At 69.7% G+C, this 19317-nt stretch carries 20 protein-coding genes; 12 read left to right on the forward strand and 8 right to left on the reverse strand.

What is annotated here, in order from left to right:
• The first annotated feature begins 99 nt into the window (after positions 1 to 99).
• The gene (locus tag AQY21_RS14550) at positions 100 to 921 is read left to right on the forward strand and encodes an EcsC family protein (RefSeq protein ID WP_058098346.1); all 822 of its coding nucleotides are present in this window, start codon (positions 100 to 102) and stop codon (positions 919 to 921) included.
• An 11-nt stretch (positions 922 to 932) separates the two neighbouring features.
• Here AQY21_RS14550 and AQY21_RS14555 read toward each other — a convergent pair whose 3' ends face one another.
• Complete coding sequence (locus tag AQY21_RS14555) at positions 933 to 2468, reverse strand: ATP-dependent RecD-like DNA helicase (RefSeq protein WP_058098347.1); 1536 nt, start codon at positions 2466 to 2468, stop codon at positions 933 to 935.
• Positions 2469 to 2609: 141 nt separating this feature from the next.
• Positions 2610 to 3086, reverse strand: coding sequence for an Lrp/AsnC family transcriptional regulator (locus AQY21_RS14560; protein WP_058098348.1), 477 nt, complete (start codon positions 3084 to 3086; stop codon positions 2610 to 2612).
• Between the two features lie 67 nt (positions 3087 to 3153).
• On the opposite strand from AQY21_RS14560, the gene AQY21_RS14565 reads away from it, so the two are divergent.
• The gene (locus tag AQY21_RS14565; RefSeq protein ID WP_058098349.1) at positions 3154 to 3744 is read left to right on the forward strand and encodes a LysE family translocator; all 591 of its coding nucleotides are present in this window, start codon (positions 3154 to 3156) and stop codon (positions 3742 to 3744) included.
• Here AQY21_RS14565 and AQY21_RS14570 read toward each other — a convergent pair.
• On the reverse strand, positions 3731 to 4609 hold the full coding sequence (locus tag AQY21_RS14570) for an EamA family transporter (protein ID WP_058098350.1): 879 nt from the start codon (positions 4607 to 4609) through the stop codon (positions 3731 to 3733). The genes AQY21_RS14565 and AQY21_RS14570 overlap by 14 nt on opposite strands.
• Before the next feature lie 10 nt (positions 4610 to 4619).
• A complete protein-coding gene (gene hemE, locus AQY21_RS14575) occupies positions 4620 to 5648 on the reverse strand; it encodes a uroporphyrinogen decarboxylase (protein ID WP_058098351.1) in 1029 nt (342 codons plus the stop codon).
• A gap of 76 nt (positions 5649 to 5724) precedes the next feature.
• On the opposite strand from hemE, the gene hemC reads away from it, so the two are divergent.
• Positions 5725 to 6666 carry a hydroxymethylbilane synthase gene (gene hemC, locus AQY21_RS14580; RefSeq protein ID WP_203416513.1) on the forward strand — a complete coding sequence of 314 codons (942 nt, stop codon included), beginning with the start codon at positions 5725 to 5727 and terminating at the stop codon, positions 6664 to 6666.
• Here hemC and cbiB read toward each other — a convergent pair.
• Positions 6663 to 7598, reverse strand: coding sequence for an adenosylcobinamide-phosphate synthase CbiB (gene cbiB / locus AQY21_RS14585; protein ID WP_058098352.1), 936 nt, complete (start codon positions 7596 to 7598; stop codon positions 6663 to 6665). The two genes, hemC and cbiB, sit on opposite strands and share 4 nt — an antisense overlap.
• Positions 7595 to 8149 (reverse strand): histidine phosphatase family protein, encoded by a 555-nt coding sequence (locus AQY21_RS14590; RefSeq protein WP_058098353.1) that lies wholly within the window; start codon positions 8147 to 8149, stop codon positions 7595 to 7597. Before AQY21_RS14590 ends, cbiB begins: the two co-directional genes overlap by 4 nt.
• Positions 8150 to 8332: 183 nt before the next feature.
• Between AQY21_RS14590 and AQY21_RS14595 the strand changes: the two genes are divergently transcribed.
• The gene (locus tag AQY21_RS14595; RefSeq protein WP_058098354.1) at positions 8333 to 9493 is read left to right on the forward strand and encodes an isovaleryl-CoA dehydrogenase; all 1161 of its coding nucleotides are present in this window, start codon (positions 8333 to 8335) and stop codon (positions 9491 to 9493) included.
• Positions 9493 to 9942, forward strand: coding sequence for a lysozyme inhibitor LprI family protein (locus AQY21_RS14600; protein ID WP_058098355.1), 450 nt, complete (start codon positions 9493 to 9495; stop codon positions 9940 to 9942). The genes AQY21_RS14595 and AQY21_RS14600 overlap by 1 nt, the downstream gene beginning before the upstream one ends.
• Before the next feature lie 62 nt (positions 9943 to 10004).
• On the opposite strand, the gene AQY21_RS14605 is transcribed toward AQY21_RS14600, so the two are convergent.
• Positions 10005 to 10616: an OmpW family protein gene (locus tag AQY21_RS14605; protein ID WP_152988238.1), complete on the reverse strand. Its 612-nt coding sequence runs from the start codon at positions 10614 to 10616 to the stop codon at positions 10005 to 10007.
• A 143-nt stretch (positions 10617 to 10759) separates the two neighbouring features.
• Between AQY21_RS14605 and AQY21_RS14610 the strand changes: the two genes are divergently transcribed.
• The 7 genes from AQY21_RS14610 (at position 10760) to AQY21_RS14640 (ending at position 18638) form a co-directional block, all read left to right on the forward strand.
• Positions 10760 to 12364, forward strand: a complete 1605-nt coding sequence (locus AQY21_RS14610; protein WP_058098357.1) for a carboxyl transferase domain-containing protein — start codon at positions 10760 to 10762, stop codon at positions 12362 to 12364.
• A 5-nt stretch (positions 12365 to 12369) separates the two neighbouring features.
• The gene (locus tag AQY21_RS14615; protein ID WP_058098358.1) at positions 12370 to 12879 is read left to right on the forward strand and encodes an O-acetyl-ADP-ribose deacetylase; all 510 of its coding nucleotides are present in this window, start codon (positions 12370 to 12372) and stop codon (positions 12877 to 12879) included.
• Positions 12880 to 12958: 79 nt separating this feature from the next.
• Positions 12959 to 14887 (forward strand): biotin carboxylase N-terminal domain-containing protein, encoded by a 1929-nt coding sequence (locus AQY21_RS14620; protein WP_058098359.1) that lies wholly within the window; start codon positions 12959 to 12961, stop codon positions 14885 to 14887.
• On the forward strand, positions 14884 to 15537 hold the full coding sequence (locus AQY21_RS14625) for a glutathione S-transferase family protein (RefSeq protein WP_058098360.1): 654 nt from the start codon (positions 14884 to 14886) through the stop codon (positions 15535 to 15537). Before AQY21_RS14620 ends, AQY21_RS14625 begins: the two co-directional genes overlap by 4 nt.
• The gene (locus AQY21_RS14630) at positions 15524 to 16378 is read left to right on the forward strand and encodes a hydroxymethylglutaryl-CoA lyase (RefSeq protein ID WP_058098361.1); all 855 of its coding nucleotides are present in this window, start codon (positions 15524 to 15526) and stop codon (positions 16376 to 16378) included. Before AQY21_RS14625 ends, AQY21_RS14630 begins: the two co-directional genes overlap by 14 nt.
• Entirely contained in the window at positions 16375 to 17160 is a 786-nt protein-coding gene (locus tag AQY21_RS14635; RefSeq protein ID WP_058098362.1) for a crotonase/enoyl-CoA hydratase family protein, read from the forward strand. Before AQY21_RS14630 ends, AQY21_RS14635 begins: the two co-directional genes overlap by 4 nt.
• Positions 17161 to 17441: 281 nt before the next feature.
• On the forward strand, positions 17442 to 18638 hold the full coding sequence (locus AQY21_RS14640) for an MFS transporter (protein ID WP_058098363.1): 1197 nt from the start codon (positions 17442 to 17444) through the stop codon (positions 18636 to 18638).
• On the opposite strand, the gene AQY21_RS14645 is transcribed toward AQY21_RS14640, so the two are convergent.
• Positions 18549 to 19301 (reverse strand): DUF599 domain-containing protein, encoded by a 753-nt coding sequence (locus tag AQY21_RS14645; protein WP_369807781.1) that lies wholly within the window; start codon positions 19299 to 19301, stop codon positions 18549 to 18551. The genes AQY21_RS14640 and AQY21_RS14645 overlap by 90 nt on opposite strands.
• Between the last annotated feature and the right edge of the window lie 16 nt (positions 19302 to 19317).

Below are 19317 nucleotides of genomic sequence, written 5' to 3' on the forward strand. Positions count from 1 at the left end.
AGGTTTGCATTCTTCCGTCGGAACCCCGGTGACGCCTTGCGGGTTCCCTTGCCGATGCCCAGTTCTGGTGCAAGCCAGACAACCCAGAGAAGCCGCAGGATGACCGAACAAAGCCAAATCCCCGTCCGCCAGGCCGTGCTGCCTCCGATCGACGACCCGACCGTGCATGCCGCGATCGACCGGCTGGCGCGGCGCTATCTTCAGGCGGGCGGCGTGGCGATGGAGCTGCTGACCGCCGTCGGCGGTAAGGCCGAGGGGCTGATCGAACGCCTGCCGGCCCCGGTGCGCGGGCGCATGGACCGGATCACCCTGGCGGCGCTGAACCGCGCCTTCGACGCCGCCTCGCGCTCGCGCGGGATGCTGCGGGATCGCGGCGACCTGTTCAACCGGATGCTGTCGACCACCTCGGGCGCGGTGGGCGGGCTCGCGGGGATCGGCGGCGCCATGCTGGAACTGCCGGTGACGGTCACGCTGCTTTTGCGCGCGATCATGGACATCGCCGCCGAGCACGGCTTCGACCCGGTCTCGGACGAGGCGCGGCGCGAGGCGCTGCATGTCTTTGCCTCGGCCGGGCCGCTTGCCGATGACGACGGCACCGATCTGGGCCTGCTGGCCGCGCGCATGACCATCACCGGCCAGACCGTGCAGGCGCTGATCGCGCGGGTGGCGCCGCGGCTTTCCGCCTCGCTGGCGCAGAAGCTGGCGGCGCAGGCCGTGCCGGTCCTGGGTGCCATTGCCGGGGCTTCGATCAATTACAGTTTCACCCGCTATTATCAGGAACTGGCGCGAGTGCATTTCGGCCTGCTGCGGCTGTCGCAGGAAACCGGCATCCCGCGCGAGGCGCTGGCCGAGGCCTTGGAGCTGCGCATGATCCAGCTGCGCCCCAATACCGCCGCGCGCAAGCTGTCGCGGCGCGGCTAGCCGCCCTTCGGCTATTCCCCGGGTTCGGCGGCCAGTTCCAGCACGCTGGCCGGGGCCTCCAGGTGATCGGTCCGCAACGGGGCCGAGGGCCGGGCCAGGCGCGATTTCACCACCCAATGCAGCCGCTCCTGCGCACGGGTGATGGCGACATAGGCCAGCCGCTTCCACAGTGCGATGCCGGCTTCCGAGCGGCCCGACCATGCGGCGGCGGCGATGTCGGGGGCAAAGACCTGCACATCGGGCCATTGCGAGCCCTGCGCCTTGTGGATCGTCACCGCCGCGCCATGCAGGAAGGCCGCGCCCATGCGGGCGGCAAAGGGGATGAAGGGCTCCTCGACATCCGGCATCTCGATCTTGACAATGCTGGCGGCGGAAAGCCGCGGCTCCTCGGCGCCTACGACATGCAGGCGCGAGAAGCCGGGCTTGCGCCCCGGTCCCAGATAGATCACCTGCGCGCCCTTGATCAGCCCGCGCGCCTCCAGGTCGATGCGCTTCTTGCGGTGCTTCAAGGGCAGTTCCAGCCCGTCGCAGATCAAGGGCTCGCCCGGCAGCAGCGCGTCGCCCGGAGCGCCATAGGCGGAACGGAAGGCCTGGATCAGCTTGATGCGGGTGATGTTGCGCCAGACCAGAACCGGGCTTTGCGCCATCAGGTCGCTCTCGACCCGCTCGGCCCAGATCACCCGGGGATCGCGGGCGGCGGCCTCGCGGATCATGCGCTCGAAGGTGTCGAATTCCAGCGCCGGATCGGCCAGCGCATGGGCAAGGTCGAGGATCGGGCTGTCGCCCTCCTGCCGGTGGATGCGGTCCAGCATCAGCCGCTGCGAAGCCGCGAGCCGGTCGAAGACCATTTCGCCCGACTGCCCGACCGGGGCCAATTGCGCCGGGTCGCCGAACAGGATCAGGATCGGGAAGATCTCGCGCAGGTCCTCGAACTGGCGCTCGTCCAGCATCGAGGCCTCGTCGATCAGCCCGATGTCCAGCCCGTCCTCGCGCCGCTTCCACCCGCGGATGAAGTCCGAGCCGCGCAGACCCGCGGCCGCAAGGGCGCCGGGGATCGAGGCGTGCTGGTCGTAAAAGGCCTTCGCGCGGTCCAGCGCAGCCTCGGTCAGCCCCTCCATCAGCCCCTCGACCGAGGGCCGCTCGCCCGCGCCGGTCAGCCAATCGGCGATGCGCTCGTATTCCGGGTCATAGACCGGGGTATAGAGGATGCGGTGGATCGTCGTCGCCGGCACTCCGCGCATGCGCAGCACGAAGGCCGCCTTGTTGGTCGGGGCAAGGATGGCCACGGTGCGGCGGTCCTTGCGTTTCTTGCCCTCGTAATCGCCCGAGACGATATCGACTCCTGCCGCCTTCAGCGCCTTGGTCAGTTCGGCGAGCAGCAGGGTCTTGCCCGAGCCGGCCTTTCCGATCACCGCCATGACCCGGCCCCTGCCGGGTTTCGGCGGCGCGATCTCCTCCGAGACCAGGTCGATGCCGGAGTCTTCCAGCGCGGCGGCAAGCGCGTCCCAGGCTTCGGCCTGATCGGGGGAAAGGGCAGGCAGGGTCATGCGCCCTTGTTAGCCCGCCGCGCGAGGGGCGGAAAGGCCGATCCGGTGGCGCTGCCGCGATTTGGGTATTTGGACAACGAAGAAGACCCATCCCGGCCTGATCTTCTCTGTTGCCCAAATACCCATGCGAGGCTGAAGCGTTCAGGCCCGCTCATCCTTGGGCGAGCCCATCACGACATGGGTGGTGATGGTGGCGATCTGCGGAAAGGCGCCCAGGACCTCGGTATGAAAGCGGCGATAGGCGTCCAGATCGCGCACCTCGACGCGCAGCAGATATTCGACCGAGCCGGTGATGTTGTGGCATTCCCGGACCTGCGGCGCCGCGAGGCAGGCGCGCTCGAAGGCCTGCTGCGCCTCGTTCGAATGGCGGGAAAGGCCCACCGTGACATAGGCGGTGAAGCCCGCCGCGCGGGCGGCGGGGGCGATGATCGCGCGATAGCCCTGGATGGCGCCGCGCCGCTCCAGCTCCTGCACCCGGCGCAGGCAGGCCGAAGGCGAGAGCCCGACCTCGGCGGCGAGCTGCTGATTCGGAATGCGGCCGTTTCGCGCGAGAATCTGCAAGATCCGCGCGGAGATGAGATCAATCTCGAGTTCAGATTGTTCCTGTACGGCCTTCATTCGCAAATCAGGTCGGAAATTGCATCAGAATCACAATATCATTGCTGGATCTTTTGGGAAATCCGCAATGTCGCACCAGATCCTTGTGGCGCTTGTCGCCTTCGCCTTCGTCACCTCGGTTACGCCGGGGCCCAACAACCTGATGCTGATGGCCTCGGGCGCGAATTTCGGCATTCGCCGCAGCATTCCGCATCTTCTGGGCGTGGCGCTGGGCTTCGGCGCCATGGTGGCGCTGTTGGGGCTGGGCGTGGACCGGCTGATCGCCGGGGCGCCGCGTCTGGCCGAGGTGCTGAAATGGGTCAGCATGGCCTATGTGCTGTGGCTCGCCTGGAAGATCGCCCATGCTTCGGCGCCCGGAACCGCGGGCGCGGCGGCGCGGCCGATGAGCTTTCTGGCCGCCTGCGCCTTTCAGTGGGTGAATCCCAAGGCCTGGATGATGGCGCTGGGGGCGCTTTCGGCCTATTCGGCCGGGGTGGGCGGCACGCTGGTGGTGGCGCTGGTCTTTACCCTGGTGAACCTGCCCTCGGTCGCGCTTTGGGCGGCGATGGGGCAGGGGCTGCGCGGTGTCCTGTCCCAGCCTGCGCGGCTGCGGCTGTTCAACCGGGCGATGGCGCTGCTGCTGGTCGGCTCGATGCTGCCGGTCGTCACCGGGCACTGACCGCGATCAGCGCGGCGACGCCGGCGACGATCAGCGCCATGCCGGCAAGCTGGCGCGGGCTGGCGCCCTCGCGGAAGATCCGGCCCGAGACCAGCTGTGCCATCACCACCTCGACCAGCGCCAGCGTGCGGACATTGGCCGCCGCCGTCAGCGCGAAGCCCAGGAACCAGAACAGCGATGCCAGCGCCCCCAGGGCTCCGGCGCCCAGCGAACCGCGCCAGTGCCGGGCGATGCCGGCCAGCGCCGGGCGGTCGAGCGTGCCGAGCCAGATCAGCATGATCGCGCTTTGCATCGCGAGGGCCAGGACCAGCACCGTCGCGGCCCGCACCGGTTCGGCGCCGAAGGGCAGGGCCAGGATCGCGCCGCGAAAGCCGATGGCCGAGAGGCCGAAGAGCGCCCCCGCCGCGATGCCGAGCCCGGCGGCGCGCCAGCCGCCGCGCCGCCAGTCGGCGCCCGACATCAGCACCACGCCCAGCGTCGCCGTGACGATCGCCGCCATGCGGGCGGGGCTCAGCGGCTCGGCCAGGATCAGGGTGCCGATCAGCGCCAGCGTCACCGGCTCGGTCTTGATCAGCGCGGTGGTGACGCCGAAGCCGCGGCTTTCCATCGTCACCAGCATCAGCGCGGTGGCCGCGATCTGCGAGGTGGCCCCCAGCACTGCCCAGCCCAGCACCGCCGCGTCGGGCAGGGGCACCGGCACCAGCGCCGCCATCCCCGCCAGCACCAGCGCCGCGAAGGGCAGGCCGAAGAGGAAGCGCACGGCGGTCGCGCCCATGGTGCCCAGCTCGGCGGTCAGCCGCCGCTGCGCCGCATTGCGCCCGGTCTGGGCCGCGGCGGCGATCAGCGTGGCGAGGATCCAGCCCAAGGCTTGCCCGTCAGCCGCGGATCGCGGCCAGCATCCGCGTGACGTTCTCGGGGTCGGCCTCGGGGGTGATGCCATGGCCGAGGTTGAAGATATGCGGGCCCTGCGAGAAGGCCTGCACGATCCGGCGCGTTTCGGAGACGAGTTCCTCGCCGCCGCTGACCAGCAGGCGCGGGTCGAGATTGCCCTGCACGCAGCCGTCCTTCTGCACCTCGGCCGCCGCCCAGTCGGCGCTGACCGAATTGTCCAGCGCCACGCAATCGGCGCCGGTGGCGCGGGCGAAGCCGGCATAGCGCGGCCCGGCCTCGCGCGGGAAGGCGATCACCGGGATGCCGGGATGGCGCGATTTCAGCGCGGCGATGATCCGGTGCGCGGGCTCGACCGCGAAATCGTCGAAGTCCCGGCCCTTGAGCGAGCCGGCCCAGCTGTCGAACAGCTTCACCACCTCGGCCCCGGCCTCGATCTGGGCCGAGAGGTAGTCGATGGTCGCCTCGGTGATGCGGTCGATCAGCGCGGCGAAGGCGGCGCGGTCCTCGGCCTTGAAGCCGTGGGCCGGGGCCTGGTCGGGGGTGCCGCGACCGGCGACCATATAGGTCGCGACGGTCCAGGGCGCGCCGGCAAAGCCGATCAGCGTGGTCTCGCGGGGCAGTTCGCGCGCCAGGATGCGGACGGTTTCATAGACCGGCGCCAGCGTCTCGTGGATCGCCCCGGTCGGCTTCAGCGCCGCGACCCCGGCGGCGGTGGTGACGGTGGAAAGCCGCGGCCCCTCGCCGGTCACGAACCACAGGTCGAGCCCCAGCGCCTGCGGCAGCAGCAGGATGTCGGCAAAGAGAATCGCCGCGTCGAAACCATAGCGGCGGATCGGTTGCAGCGTGACCTCGGCCGCCAGCTCCGGCGTGTAGCATAGCGACAAAAAGTCGCCGGCCTGGGCGCGGGTGGCGCGGTATTCCGGCAGGTAGCGGCCGGCCTGGCGCATCATCCAGACGGGCGGGACGGGCAAACGCTCGCCCTTCAGCGCGCGCAGGATGGTTTTTTCGGACATAAATCTCACCTCTCGCCCCTTCATGGCGCGCGCGTCCCCGTTGTCAAGGCCGAGGGGGGGCGCTAAGCCCTGTGCCATGACCCAGATGCCCGACCCCCAGAACCCCATCCGCATCGGCACCCGAGGCTCGGCCTTGGCGCTGGCGCAGGCGCATGAAACCCGCGACCGGCTGATGGCCGCGCATGGCCTTGCCGCCGACGCCTTCCAGATCGTGGTGATCAAGACCACCGGCGACCGCGTGCTGGACCGGCCGCTGAAGGAGATCGGCGGCAAGGGCCTGTTCACCCGCGAGATCGAGGATGCGCTGCTGGCGGGCGAGATCGACATCGCCGTCCATTCCATGAAGGACATGCCGACCCTGCAACCCGACGGTTTGGTCATCGACTGCTACCTGCCGCGCGAGGATGTGCGCGACGCCTTCGTGAGTTCCCAGTTCGCTGCGATTTCCGAGCTGCCCCAAGGAGCTGTCGTCGGTTCCTCGAGCCTGCGGCGGCGGGCGCAGCTGGCGGCGCGGCGGCCGGATCTGAAGCTGGTGGAGTTTCGAGGAAACGTCCAGACACGGCTGAAAAAGCTCGAGGACGGTGTTGCCGTGGCGACTTTCCTGGCCATGGCGGGGCTGACGCGACTGGGCATGCTGCATGTGGCGCGCGGTGCGGTCGCACCCGATGAGATGCTGCCCGCCGTGGCGCAGGGCTGCATCGGGGTCGAGCGGCGCAGCGAAGATGTGCGGATCGCAACGCTTCTGGCCGCGATCTCGGACCGGGACAGCGCGCTGCGGGTGACGGCTGAGCGGGCCTTTCTGGCGCGGCTCGACGGCTCCTGCCAGACGCCCATCGCCGGGTTGGCGGAACTGGACGGCAACCGGCTGCGGCTGCGCGGCGAGATCCTGCGGCCCGACGGCAGCGAGGTGATCGCGGGTGAGCGCATCGGCCCGGCCTCGGACGGCGCGGCCATGGGCACCGACTTGGCCGAGGAATTGCGCGGCCGGGCGCCCGCCGATTTCTTCGACTGGTCCTAAAGCGCCAGTCCCAGCGCCAGAGCCAGTCCCGTCAGCACCATCGCCCGGCGATACAGCGCCAGCCCGCGCAGCAGGTGCTGCGGCTGGGGATCGCGGGCGCCCTGGTTCAGCCAGGGCTCGGGGCTTTCCACGCCGTGATAGTGGCGCGGGCCGGACAGGCGCACGTCCAGCGCGCCGGCCATCGCAGCTTCGGGCCAGCCGGCATTGGGCGAGCGGTGGCGGTGCGCATCGCGGCGCATCACCCGCCAGGCCCGCCGCGACCCCGCTGCCGCCACGAACAAGAGCCCGGTCAGGCGGGAAGCCGGCAGGTTCACCAGATCGTCCAGCCGCGCCGCCACCCGCCCGAACAGCGCATGGCGCGGGCTCATATGGCCGATCATCGAATCGAGCGTGTTGATGGCCTTGTAGGCCGCGATTCCCGGCAGCCCGGCCACCGCCGCCCAGAACAGGGGCGCGACCACGCCGTCGGACGTGTTCTCGGCCAGGCTTTCCAGCGCGGCGCGGGCGATGGGTTCGGGCCGGTCGTCCAGATCGCGGCCGACGATCATCGCCACCGCCGCCTTGGCCGCCGGAACATCGCCTGCGGCCAGGGGCCGGGCCACCGCGGCGACGTGATCGTGCAGCGAGCGGGTGGCGACCAGCGGCCAGGCCAGCACGCCCAGCAGGACGGGGCCGAGGGGCAGCGGCGCCAGCGCCCGGGTCAGCAGCAGCGCCGGTATCACCGCTGCGGCGACCGCTACCGCCACCGCCAGCGCGCCGCGGGCGATGCGGTATGCGTCCCGGTTCCAGCGCCGGTCCAGCGCCGCGATCAGCCGGCCGATCCAGACCACCGGATGCGAGATGCGGCGATAAAGCGCATCGGGCCAGCCGATCAGCGTATCGACCAGCAGGGCGGTCAGCGCGATCACCAGCGTTTCCTGCGACAGGATCATGGCGCGACCCGGTTGACGGCCTCGACGGCCCAGCCGGCGGGGCTGCGCGACAGGATGGTCAGCGACAGCGGCGCCACCGAAAAGGACAGCGCCGCCGGCCCGACCGTCAGGGCCAGCGCGGCGCGCACCGTGCCGGCATGGGCGACGATGGCAACCGTGCCGCGCGCCCGGTCCAGCAGCGGCTGCACCCGCGCGGCCATGTCGAGGAAGCTTTCGCCCCCCGGCGGGCGCTGGCGTGCCAGTTCCTCGGGCGGCAGCGGGCCGAGGTCGGGGATCAGGGCGCCGGGCTGCTCCCAGGCGCCGAAATCCTGTTCCCACAGATCGGGGTGCCATTCCGGGGCCAGCCCCAGCGCCGCGCAGGTCTGGCGGCAGCGCAGGGCGGGGCTGGACCAATGCGTCCCGGCGCCCCGCAGCGCCGTCCGCGCCCAGTCGAGCGCCGCCGGGTCGCTGCAATCCGCCGCCACGTCGCGCCGCCCCGCCAGCCCTGCGCAGGCAAGCGGCGCGTGGCGCAGGATCAGCAGCCGCGCGGCGGCATCGGGAGCGGGGTTCATCGGGCATCCTTGCGGCTTGGCACGGCATGGATGGCGCGAGGGGACAGGCTTGTCAACGAAGCCCCGGCCGGCGCAGGATCGACCGCAAGAGGAGATGCCGCACAGAAGGCTTGACGCGGGCCCCGCCTCGGCGGCATAAGACATTTAAATGAACGCTCGTTCAATAAATGGAGGAGATGGCCGATGTTCACCGCGGGAATGCAGTTCGACCTGGGCGAGGACGTGAACGCCCTGCGCGACACCGTCCATCGCTGGGCGCAGGAGCGGGTGAAGCCCATCGCGGCCGAGGTGGATCGCAGCAACGCCTTTCCGAACGAGCTGTGGCGCGAGATGGGCGATCTGGGCCTTCTGGGCATCACCGTGCCCGAGGAGTTCGGCGGCAGCGGCATGGGCTATCTGGCGCATGTGATCGCCACCGAGGAGATCGCCCGCGCCTCGGCCTCGGTCAGCCTGTCCTATGGCGCGCATTCCAACCTGTGCGTGAACCAGATCAAGCTGAACGGCAGCGACGAGCAGCGGGCGAAATACCTGCCCGACCTGTGCAGCGGCAAGGCAGTGGGCGCGCTGGCCATGTCCGAAGAGGGCGCGGGCAGCGATGTGGTCGGCATGAAGCTGCGCGCCGAAAAGCGCAACGACCGCTATGTGCTGAACGGCAACAAATACTGGATCACCAACGCGCCGGACGCCCATACGCTGGTGGTCTATGCCAAGACCGACCCCGAGGCGGGCAGCAAGGGCATCACCGCCTTCATCGTCGAGCGCGGGATGAAAGGTTTCTCGACCAGCCCGCATTTCGACAAGCTGGGCATGCGCGGCTCGAACACCGGCGAGCTGATCTTTCAGGATTGCGAGGTGCCCTTCGAGAACGTGCTGGGCGCCGAGGGCAAGGGCGTGCGGGTGCTGATGTCCGGCCTCGATTACGAGCGGCTGGTCCTGTCGGGCATCGGCACCGGCATCATGGCGGCCTGCCTCGACGAGGTCATGCCCTATGTCAAGGAACGCAAGCAGTTCGGCCAGCCCATCGGCTCGTTCCAGCTGATGCAGGGCAAGATCGCCGACATGTATGTGGCGCTGAACACGGCGCGGGCCTATGTCTACGAGGTGGCAAAGGCCTGCGATGCCGGCAAGGTCACGCGGCAGGACGCGGCCGGGGCGGTGCTTTACGCCAGCGAGCAGGCCATGGTGCAGGCGCATCAGGCCGTGCAGGCCCTGGGCGGCGCGGGCTTCCTGAACGACTCGGTGGTCAGCCGGTTGTTCCGCGACGCCAAGCTGATGGAGATCGGCGCCGGCACCAGCGAGATCCGCCGCATGCTGATCGGCCGCCAGTTGATGGACCTGGCCTGATGCGTGCGCTGGCGCTCCTGCTGCTGATGGGTGCGCCGGTGTGGGCCGGCGATGCCTCGGGCTTCGATCCGGCGGCGATCGACCAATGCCTGGCCAAGGCCGAAACGCAGGGCGCCCGCGCCGATTGCTCCGGAGCGGGGATGGATGCCTGCCTGGATTACGCCCGGCAGAAATACACCGGCGACGATCCGGACTTCCCGATGGCCAACTGCCTCGACGCCTCGCATCAGGCATGGGAGGCGAAGCTGACCGCCGTCTATGAGGCGGCGCTGGAGGAAAGCGATCCGCAGGAGCCGCTGCGCCGGATGGAGCGCAGCTGGATCGGCTTCCGCGATGCGCTTTGCGACCGGTCCGGGGAAACGGGCGGCGATCCGGCCCGTGACCGCTGCATCCGCGACGAGACGGCCCGGCAGGTGGCGCTGCTCATGTCATGGGCGGAACCGCGATGAGCGGCGCGTCGGGAAAGGGACGCCCCCGTTGGCGGCGCCCCCCTCGAGGCCGTGGTGGAGGCCTAGAACTTCATCACATAGCTGATGCCGGCCACGACCGGGTCGACGTCGACTGTGCCGATCTTGGCACCGTTCAGCTCGACATCGGCACCGATATCGATCCAGCGCAGGTCGGCGCGAATGGCGGAACGCTCGTTTATCCAGTAATCGGCGCCGACATGGGCGGCCAGCCCCCAGCTGTTCTTGACCCGCAATTCGCTGCCGGCCAGCGGCCCCTTGGCCTCGCCGTCCCAGAAGCCGGTGAAGTTCACGCCCAAGCCGACGAAGGGTTTCAGCTGCGGCGTCGCGTCGAAGTGATATTGCAGCGAGATGACCGGCGGCAGCTGCTTGACCGTGCCGATCTCGGTCCCGTTCGACTTGATGGAATGCTTGAAGGGCAGCGCGCCCAGCACCTCGATGCCGATATTGTCGCGGATGAAATATTCGAAGGTGATGCTGGGGCGGGTGCTGTCGCCGATGCTGGTCGGCACCGTGCCTGCCGCCAAGGTCCCGTTGTCCGACTTGGGGTGCACGTTGGCGATCCCCAAGCCAAGCGTCCATTCGCCCTGCGATTGCGCAAGCACGGGGGAGGCAAGCGCGGCCAGTGCCGCGGCGATGGCAAGCTTGTGTCTCATGGCGATCCTCTCTTCTTGTCGCATGCCCGCTCATCGCGCCTCGCCATGGGCTTCGACGTTGATCTGGATCAATATTTCCGCTTTTGGCCGGCCTGCGACAAATTGGCGCGGCCTTCCGGCCCTTCGACCGAAAGGATGATGCGATGAAGCTTGGCACCTCGGTCCTGCCTTCCTCGGAAACCTTCCGCGCCAATCGTGCGGCGCATCTTGCCATGCTGGAGACGGTGCGCGAGGCGGCGCTGGCCGCGGCAGCGGGCGGCGGCCCCAAGGCCGTCGAGCGCCATGTCGCGCGCGGCAAGATGCCGCCGCGCGAGCGGGTGGCGAACCTGCTCGATCCCGGCTCGCCCTTCCTGGAGATCGGCGCCACGGCGGCGCATGGCATGTATGACGGCGCCGCACCCTGCGCCGGGGTGATCGCCGGCATCGGCCGGGTGCATGGGCAAGAGGTGATGGTCGTGGCCAACGACGCCACGGTCAAGGGCGGCACCTATTACCCGATGACGGTGAAGAAGCACCTGCGCGCGCAGGAGATCGCCGAGGAATGCCGGCTGCCCTGCATCTATCTGGTCGATTCCGGCGGCGCGAACCTGCCCAACCAGGACGAGGTGTTTCCCGACCGCGACCATTTCGGCCGCATCTTCTACAACCAGGCGCGCATGTCGGCCAAGGGCATCGCGCAGATCGCCGTGGTCATGGGCTCCTGCACGGCGGGCGGCGCCTATGTCCCGGCCATGTCCGACGTCACCATCATCGTTCGCAACCAGGGCACGATCTTCCTGGCCGGCCCGCCCCTGGTCCGGGCCGCCACCGGCGAGGTGGTCTCGGCCGAGGACCTGGGCGGCGGCGATGTCCATACCCGCCTTTCCGGCGTGGCCGACTACCTGGCCGAGGACGACGCCCATGCCCTCGGCCTCGCCCGCCGCGCCATCGGGAACCTCAACCGCAGCCTCCCCCCGACAGTGCAATGGCAATCCCCCGAGCCGCCTGCCCATGACCCCGAGGAGATCCTGGGTGTCGTCCCCGCCGACCTCAAGATCCCCTACGACATCCGCGAGGTGATCGCGCGCGTCGTGGACGGCTCGCGCTTCGACGAGTTCAAGGCCCGCTTCGGCGAGACGCTGGTGACGGGTTTCGCGCATCTCGAGGGCTGCCCCATCGGCATCATTGCCAATAACGGGGTGATCTTCTCGGAAGCCGCGCAGAAGGGCGCGCATTTCATCGAGCTCTGCTCGATGCGGGGCATCCCGCTCATCTTCCTGCAAAACGTCACCGGCTTCATGGTCGGGCGCAAATACGAGAACGAGGGCATCGCGCGCCACGGCGCCAAGATGGTGACGGCGGTGGCGACGACCAATGTGCCCAAGATCACCATGCTGGTCGGCGGCAGCTTCGGCGCCGGCAATTACGGCATGGCCGGTCGCGCCTACGGGCCGCGCTTCCTGTGGACCTGGCCCAATTCGCGCATCTCGGTCATGGGCGGCGAACAGGCGGCGGGCGTGCTCGCCACCGTGCGCCGCGACGGCATCGAGCGCCAGGGCGGCACATGGACGCCCGAGGAAGAGGCCGAGTTCAAGCGCCCGACCATCGAGATGTTCGAGCGCCAGTCGCACCCGCTCTACGCCTCGGCCCGGCTCTGGGACGACGGCATCGTCGATCCGCGCAAGACCCGCGACGTGCTGGCGCTCAGCCTGCGCGCCAGCCTCAACGCCCCGATCGAGCCGACCCGCTTCGGCATCTTCCGGATGTGACGGCCATGGACAGGCCCCGCATCTCGACCCTGCAAGGCGACATCACCCGGCTCGCCATGGATGCCATCGTCAACGCCGCCAACCGCACGCTGCTGGGCGGCGGCGGCGTCGATGGCGCCATCCACCGCGCCGCCGGCCCGCGGCTCCTGGAGGAATGCCGCAGCATCGGCGGCTGCCCCACCGGCGAGGCCCGGATCACCAGCGGCTACGACTTGCCGGCCCGCTACGTGATCCACGCCGTCGGCCCGGTCTGGCAGGGCGGCGGGGCGGGAGAGGACGACCTGCTCGCCAGCGCCTATCGCCACAGCCTGCTCCTCGCACGGGCTCATGACATCGCCCGCATCGCCTTCCCCGCGATCTCGACCGGCATCTACGGCTTCCCGGCCGACCGCGCCGCCCGCATCGCCGTCGCCACCATCCTCGGCCATGGTGCCGGCCTCGAAGTGACCCTGGTCGGCTTCGACGCTGCCAGCCACGCCACGCTCCGCCAGGCGGTGGACGGGGTCCGCCGATGATTTCTCCGTTTTCCAAATACTCCACGGGGGTCCGGGGGTGTGAAACCCCCGGCGCCGCCCGCGCCACGAGGAGCCGCCCATGTTCCAGAAGATCCTGATCGCCAACCGCGGCGAGATCGCCTGCCGGGTCATCGACACCGCCCGCAAGCTGGGCGTGCGGACCGTCGCGGTCTATTCCGATGCCGACCGCGCCGCGCGCCATATCGCCCTGGCCGACGAGGCCGTCCATATCGGCGGCCCGGCGCCGCGCGACAGCTATCTGCGCGGCGATGCCATCATCCGGGCCGCGCTCGACACCGGCGCCCAGGCCATCCATCCCGGCTACGGCTTTCTCAGCGAGAACCCGGATTTCGTCGATGCGGTGACTGCAACCGGCCTGACCTTCATCGGCCCCTCGGCCGACGCCATCCGCAAGATGGGCCTCAAGGACGCGGCCAAGGCGCTGATGGCCGAGGCCGGTGTCCCGGTGGTGCCCGGCTATCACGGCGAGAACCAGGACGCCGCCCATCTCGCGGCAGAGGCTGACAAGATCGGCTATCCGGTGCTGATCAAGGCGGTGGCCGGCGGCGGCGGCAAGGGCATGCGCCTGGTCGAGCAGGCGCAGGACTTCCCCGCCGCGTTGCAATCCGCGCAGGGCGAGGCCGCCACCGCCTTCGGCAACCCGGCGGTGCTGATCGAGAAATACGTGCCCAAGCCCCGCCATATCGAGGTGCAGGTCTTCGGCGACGGCACCCGCGCCGTCCACCTGTTCGAGCGCGACTGCTCGCTGCAACGCCGCCACCAGAAAGTGATCGAGGAAGCCCCGGCCCCCGGCATGACGTCCGAGATGCGCGCCGCCATGGGCGCCGCCGCCGTGCGCGCCGCCGAGGCCATCCACTATGCCGGCGCAGGCACTGTCGAGTTTATCGTCGATGCCAGCCATGGCCTGCGCCCCGACGGCTTCTGGTTCATGGAGATGAACACCCGCCTCCAGGTCGAACATCCGGTGACCGAGGCGATCACCGGCGTCGATCTGGTGGAATGGCAGCTGCGCGTCGCCAGCGGAGAGCCGCTGCCGGCAAGGCAGGAGGATCTGGCGATCACCGGCCATGCCTTCGAGGCCCGGCTCTATGCCGAGGACGTGCCCGCGGGCTTCCTGCCCGCCACCGGAACCCTTGCGCATCTGCGCTTTCCCGACCATGCCCGGATCGAGACCGGTGTCCGGCCCGGCGACACCATCTCGCCCTGGTATGATCCGATGATCGCCAAGATCGTCACCCATGGCGCGACGCGCGCCATCGCGCTGCGGGCGCTGGAAGCGGCGCTGGTCGATACCGAGGTGGCGGGCTCGGTCACCAATGTCGATTTCCTCATCGCGCTGACCCGGCACGAGGGTTTCGGCAGGGGCGAGGTCGATACCGGCCTGATCGCCCGTGACCTTCAGGCGCTGGTCGCAGCCGCCGCGCCCGATCCCCGGGCGAAGGCGCTGGCAGTCCTCGGCCTCGCCGGGCTCGACGATCCCCGGATCCGCGGCGGCATCACCCTTTGGCAGCCCCTGCGCCGCACCATTGCCTGGGAGGGCGGCGAGGCGGTGCTGGAGGTGCTCGGCCCCGGCTCCGCGCGCGTGACGCTGGAGGGCAGCACGCATGAGATCGGCTATGAAGGGGGGCGCTGGTGGGTCGATGGCAGCCCGCGCCGCTCGCGCATCGTCAACCATGCGGCGGGAACCAGCGTCTTCGGCGGCCGCTCGCTGACGCTCGCCCCCCTCGACCCGCTGGCCCGCGGCGGCGAGGAGGCGGGCGGCGGCATGACGCTTTCGCCCATGCCCGGCCTCGTTAAGGCGATCTTCGTCGAACCGGGGCAGGAGGTGGCGGCGGGCGAGCCTCTGGCGATCCTCGAGGCGATGAAGATGGAGCATACGCTGACCGCCGCCCGCGACGGCAAGGTGGCCGAGGTGCTGGCGGCCGCCGGCGATCAGGTCGAGGCCGGCGCCGCCCTGATCCGGCTGGAGGAGGAAGAAGACGCATGATCCTGCATCACGTCCCCGGCTCGCGCTCGATGCGCGTGCTCTGGCTGATCGAAGAACTGGGGCTCGATTGCGAATTGCGGCTCTGGTCGCTGACCGATGGCGGCCTGCGCAGTCCCGAATTCCGCGCGCTTTCGCCGGCCGGCCGCATCCCGGCGCTGGAGGTGGACGGCCGCGCTATCTTCGAATCCGGCGCCATCCTGCAATACCTGACCGAGCGCGAGGACAGGCTGGCCCCGAAACCCGGCGAGCCCGAGCGCGGCGATTTCCTGGAATGGGTGCATTTCGCCGAGACGCAGGCGAATATCCTGCAGGCCCTGAACATCCACCATATCTTCCTGCGGCCCGAAAGCGCGCGCTCGATCCCGCTGATGCGGCTGGACACGAAACGGTTGGCCGTCACCGCCCGGGCGCTGGACGATCACCTGGCAGGCCGCGAGACGCTGCTCTCCGGGTTTTCCGCCGCCGATTGCATGCTGGGCTTCAATATCGAGGCGCTGTTCCGCTTCCTGCCCGCCGCCGATCATCCGGCGCTGGCGGCCTATCGCGACCGCATGGCGGCGCGGCCCGCCTATCGCCGCGCCGCCGCCCGGGCCGGGGGCGACGCGATCTATGCCCGCGATTTCTATGAGGTGCCCGATGTCCCAGGTTGAGATCTTCGAGGTCGGTCCGCGCGACGGCTTGCAGAACGAAAAGCGCCAGATCCCGGCGGCGGAAAAGATCGCGCTGGTCGATCTGCTGTCGCAGGCCGGTTTCCGGCGCATCGAGGTCACCAGCTTCGTGCCGCCGAAATGGGTGCCGCAGATGGCGGACGCCGCCGAGGTCATGGCCGGAATCGCCCGGCGGCCCGGCATCCGCTATGCGGTGCTGACCCCGAACCTGAAAGGCTACGAGGCTGCGAAGGCCGCGCGCGCCGACGAGGTGGCGATCTTCGCCGCCGCCTCGGAAGGCTTCTCCAAGGCCAACCTCAACGCCAGCATCGCCGAAAGCCTGGAACGCTTCGCCGTGGTGGCCGAGGCGGCGCGGACGGATGGCATCCCGCTGCGCGGCTATGTCTCGGTGGTGACGGATTGCCCCTTCGACGGGCCGGTGCAGCCTGCGAACGTCGCACGGGTGGCGGCTGCCTTGCGCGACATGGGCTGCTACGAGGTCAGCCTGGGCGACACCATCGGCCAAGGCCGGCCGGAAACCATCGACGCCATGCTGGCCGCCGTTCTCGACGAACTGCCGCCCGGGCAGCTGGCCGGCCATTACCACGACACGGCCGGCCGGGCGCTGGAGAATATTGACGCAAGCCTGGCGCGGGGCTTGCGGGTCTTCGACGCCGCGGTCGGGGGCCTGGGCGGCTGTCCCTATGCGCCGGGCGCCGCCGGCAATGTCGCCACCGAAAAGGTCGTCGCGCATCTGGCGGCGCAAGGCCATGACACCGGGCTCGACATGGCGGTGGTCGATGAGGCCGCCGCCATGGCGCGCGCGATGAGAGGAAAAGCATGATGGAGACGATCCGCATCGACACCGACGCCCGCGGCGTGGCGCATCTGTGGCTGGCGCGTCCCGACAAGCACAATGCGCTGTCGGCGCAGATGATCCGCGAACTGACCGAAGCCGCGCAGGCGCTCGGCGCCGATCCGGCCGTGCGCGTCGTGGTGCTGGCCGCCGAGGGGCGCAGCTTCTGCGCCGGCGGCGATCTGGGTTGGATGCAGGAGCAGATGCGCGCCGATGCCGAGACCCGCCGAGAAGGCGCGCGCGAACTCGCCATGATGCTGAACGCGCTGAACACGCTGCCGAAGCCGCTGATCGGCCGGGTGCAGGGCAATGCCTTCGGCGGCGGCATCGGCATGATCTCGGTCTGCGACGTGGCCATCGCCGTGCCCGAGGCGCGCTTCGGCCTGACCGAGACGCGGCTGGGCCTGATCCCCGCCACCATCGGCCCCTATGTGCTGGCCCGCATGGGCGAGGACAAGGCGCGGCGCGTCTTCATGTCCGCCAGGCCGTTCAGCGCCGAGGAGGCGCTGCGTCTGAACCTGCTGGCTGGACTTGCCGATGCCGGGACGCTGGACGCCGCCGTCGAGGCCGAGGTCGTGCCCTATCTCTCCTGCGCCCCCGGCGCGGTGGCGGCGGCCAAGCGCCTGGCCCGGCGCCTCGGGCCGCCCATCGGCGAGGCCGAGATCGAGGCCAGCATCCAGGCCCTCGTCGATGTCTGGGAAGGCGACGAGGCGCCCGAGGGCATCGCCGCCTTCTTCGACAAGCGCCAGCCGCGCTGGCAGTCCGGTTGAGGCGCCGGCCCGGCATCTTCTTCGTTGCCCAAATACCCCTTGCCGACCTGGCGCCCGGGACCGGGCTGCCCGCATGTTCGGCAGGGATCGACGCTGCGCCTGGCGGCGGCGGAGCGTCTTGGGTATTTGGGCAACGAAGAAGCCATGCCGAAGCGCGCCGTGCCAGCCTTGCGTCCTTTGCATGTCTGGGCTTCGCGGCGTGTGGCTTGGCGGCATATGGTCGCATCTGTTAACGCTAGCGGGCCTGCTTTCCCACATCCGCCAGCCTCGAAGGTGCCGCCATGCCGCCGCAGCCCAATCTCAAGCTTGCCATCCTTGCCCTGGGCCTTGGCGCCTTCGCCATCGGCACCTCGGAATTCGCCGCCATGGGGCTGTTGCCGTGGTATGCCAGCGATCTGGGCGTCACCGAACCGCAGGCGGGCCATGTGGTTTCCGCCTATGCGCTTGGCGTGGTGGTGGGGGCGCCGATCACCTCGATCCTGGGCGCGCGGCTGCCGCGGCGGCGCTATCTGGCGGCACTGATCGCGGTCTATGGCGTGATGAACCTGCTGGCGGCACTGTTGCCGGGCTATGGTACGCTGGTCGGCACGCGCTTCCTGGCCGGGCTGCCGCATGGCGGCTTCCTGGGCGTGGCCATGCTGTTCGCCGCCGATGCCCTGCCCCGCGAGCAGCGCGCCAAGGGCGTGACGCAGGTGATGCTGGGCCTGACCGTCGCCAATATCGCCGGGGTGCCGCTGGCAGGGATGCTGGGACAGGGGCTCGGCTGGCGCTGGGGCTTTGCGCTGCCCGGCGTGCTGGCGCTGCTCGCCGGCATGCTGATCCTGCGGCTGGCCCCTCGGGTCGGGGCGCCGAAGGATGCCCGACCGCTGGCCGAGCTGAAGGCGCTGCGCAATCCCGCGGTCATGCTGACTCTGCTGGTGGGCGCCATCGGCTTCGGCGGGCTTTTCGCAGTCTATTCCTATCTTTCGGCCGCGATGCTGGCGACGACGCAGCCGCCGGGTTGGGCGATTCCGGCCACGCTTTCGGCCTTTGGCATCGGCGGCACGCTGGGCAGCATCCTGGCCGCGCGGCTGACCATCCGCCATGGCACCTGGGGCGCGGCCTTGCGGCTGATGCTGTTCATGGCCGCGACCCAGGCTTTCGCGGCCTGGGCGGTGGGCAACTGGGGGATGATGCTGGCCTCGTCCTTCCTGCTGGGTCTGGGTTCCGGCATGGTCGTGCCCTTGCAGACCCGGCTGATGGATGTCGCTGGCGAAGCGCAGAGCATGGCGGCCGCGATGAACCACGCCGCCTTCAACGCCGCCAATGCGCTGGGGCCCTGGCTGGCGGGGCTGGCGCTGGCTGCGGGCTGGGGCTGGCACTCCTCGGGCCTGGTGGCGGTGGCGCTGTCAGGGGCGGGGATCCTGGCCCTGGGCCTGGCCTGGCAGCAGGCCCGTCTCGCCGGGCACCAGCTGCAGGAGCGCCCGGCGCGAGCGTGAGGCGAATTCGCGCCGCCACGAGATGAACAGCACATAGCTGGTGGCCAGAAGCAGTCCCCATGGCCCCGCCAGCCAGCCAAGCGCCCCCAGCGCGAAATAGACGCAGCGCAGCCCCGAGTTGAAGCTTTTCGCCGCGGTGATGTTGATGTCGGCCGCCTGCATGGCCAGCGGCAGGGCGCGCGGGTCCTCGGGCTCGTTCGGGACCGAGGCCATGATGATCGCGCAATAGCCGAACAGCCGGTGCGACCAGACGAAGCGCAAAAGCGCGTTGGCCACGAAGAACAGCACCACGACGATCTTGATTTCCCATTTCAGCGTCGGGACATGGCCCAGGTCGAACTGGCGCGCCACGCCGGCAAGCTGGTCGGTATTGCCGATCAGCGCCAGCCCGCCGCCCACCGCGATCAGGCATGCCGAGGCGAAGAAGGCCGTGCCTTCGCGCAGGGTGGTCAGGATGGCGCTGTCGAAGATGCGCGGGTTGCGTGTGATGAATTGTCGCATCCATTCGCGGCGATAGGCCTTCATCAGCACCGTGACCGAAGGCCGGGCTTTCGGCGGGTTTTCGGTGATCCAGCCGATGCAGAACCAGGCAAGGAACAGCCAGAGCAGGGCGGCGAGGTCCGCCGGCGACAGCGGGCCGAAGAGCGGCGGGGCCGTGTTCATGTCCATGGTGCGGTTC

Origin of the sequence: Paracoccus sp. MKU1 (genome assembly GCF_001447385.1) — a bacterium.
Classification (GTDB): Bacteria; Pseudomonadota; Alphaproteobacteria; order Rhodobacterales; family Rhodobacteraceae; genus Paracoccus.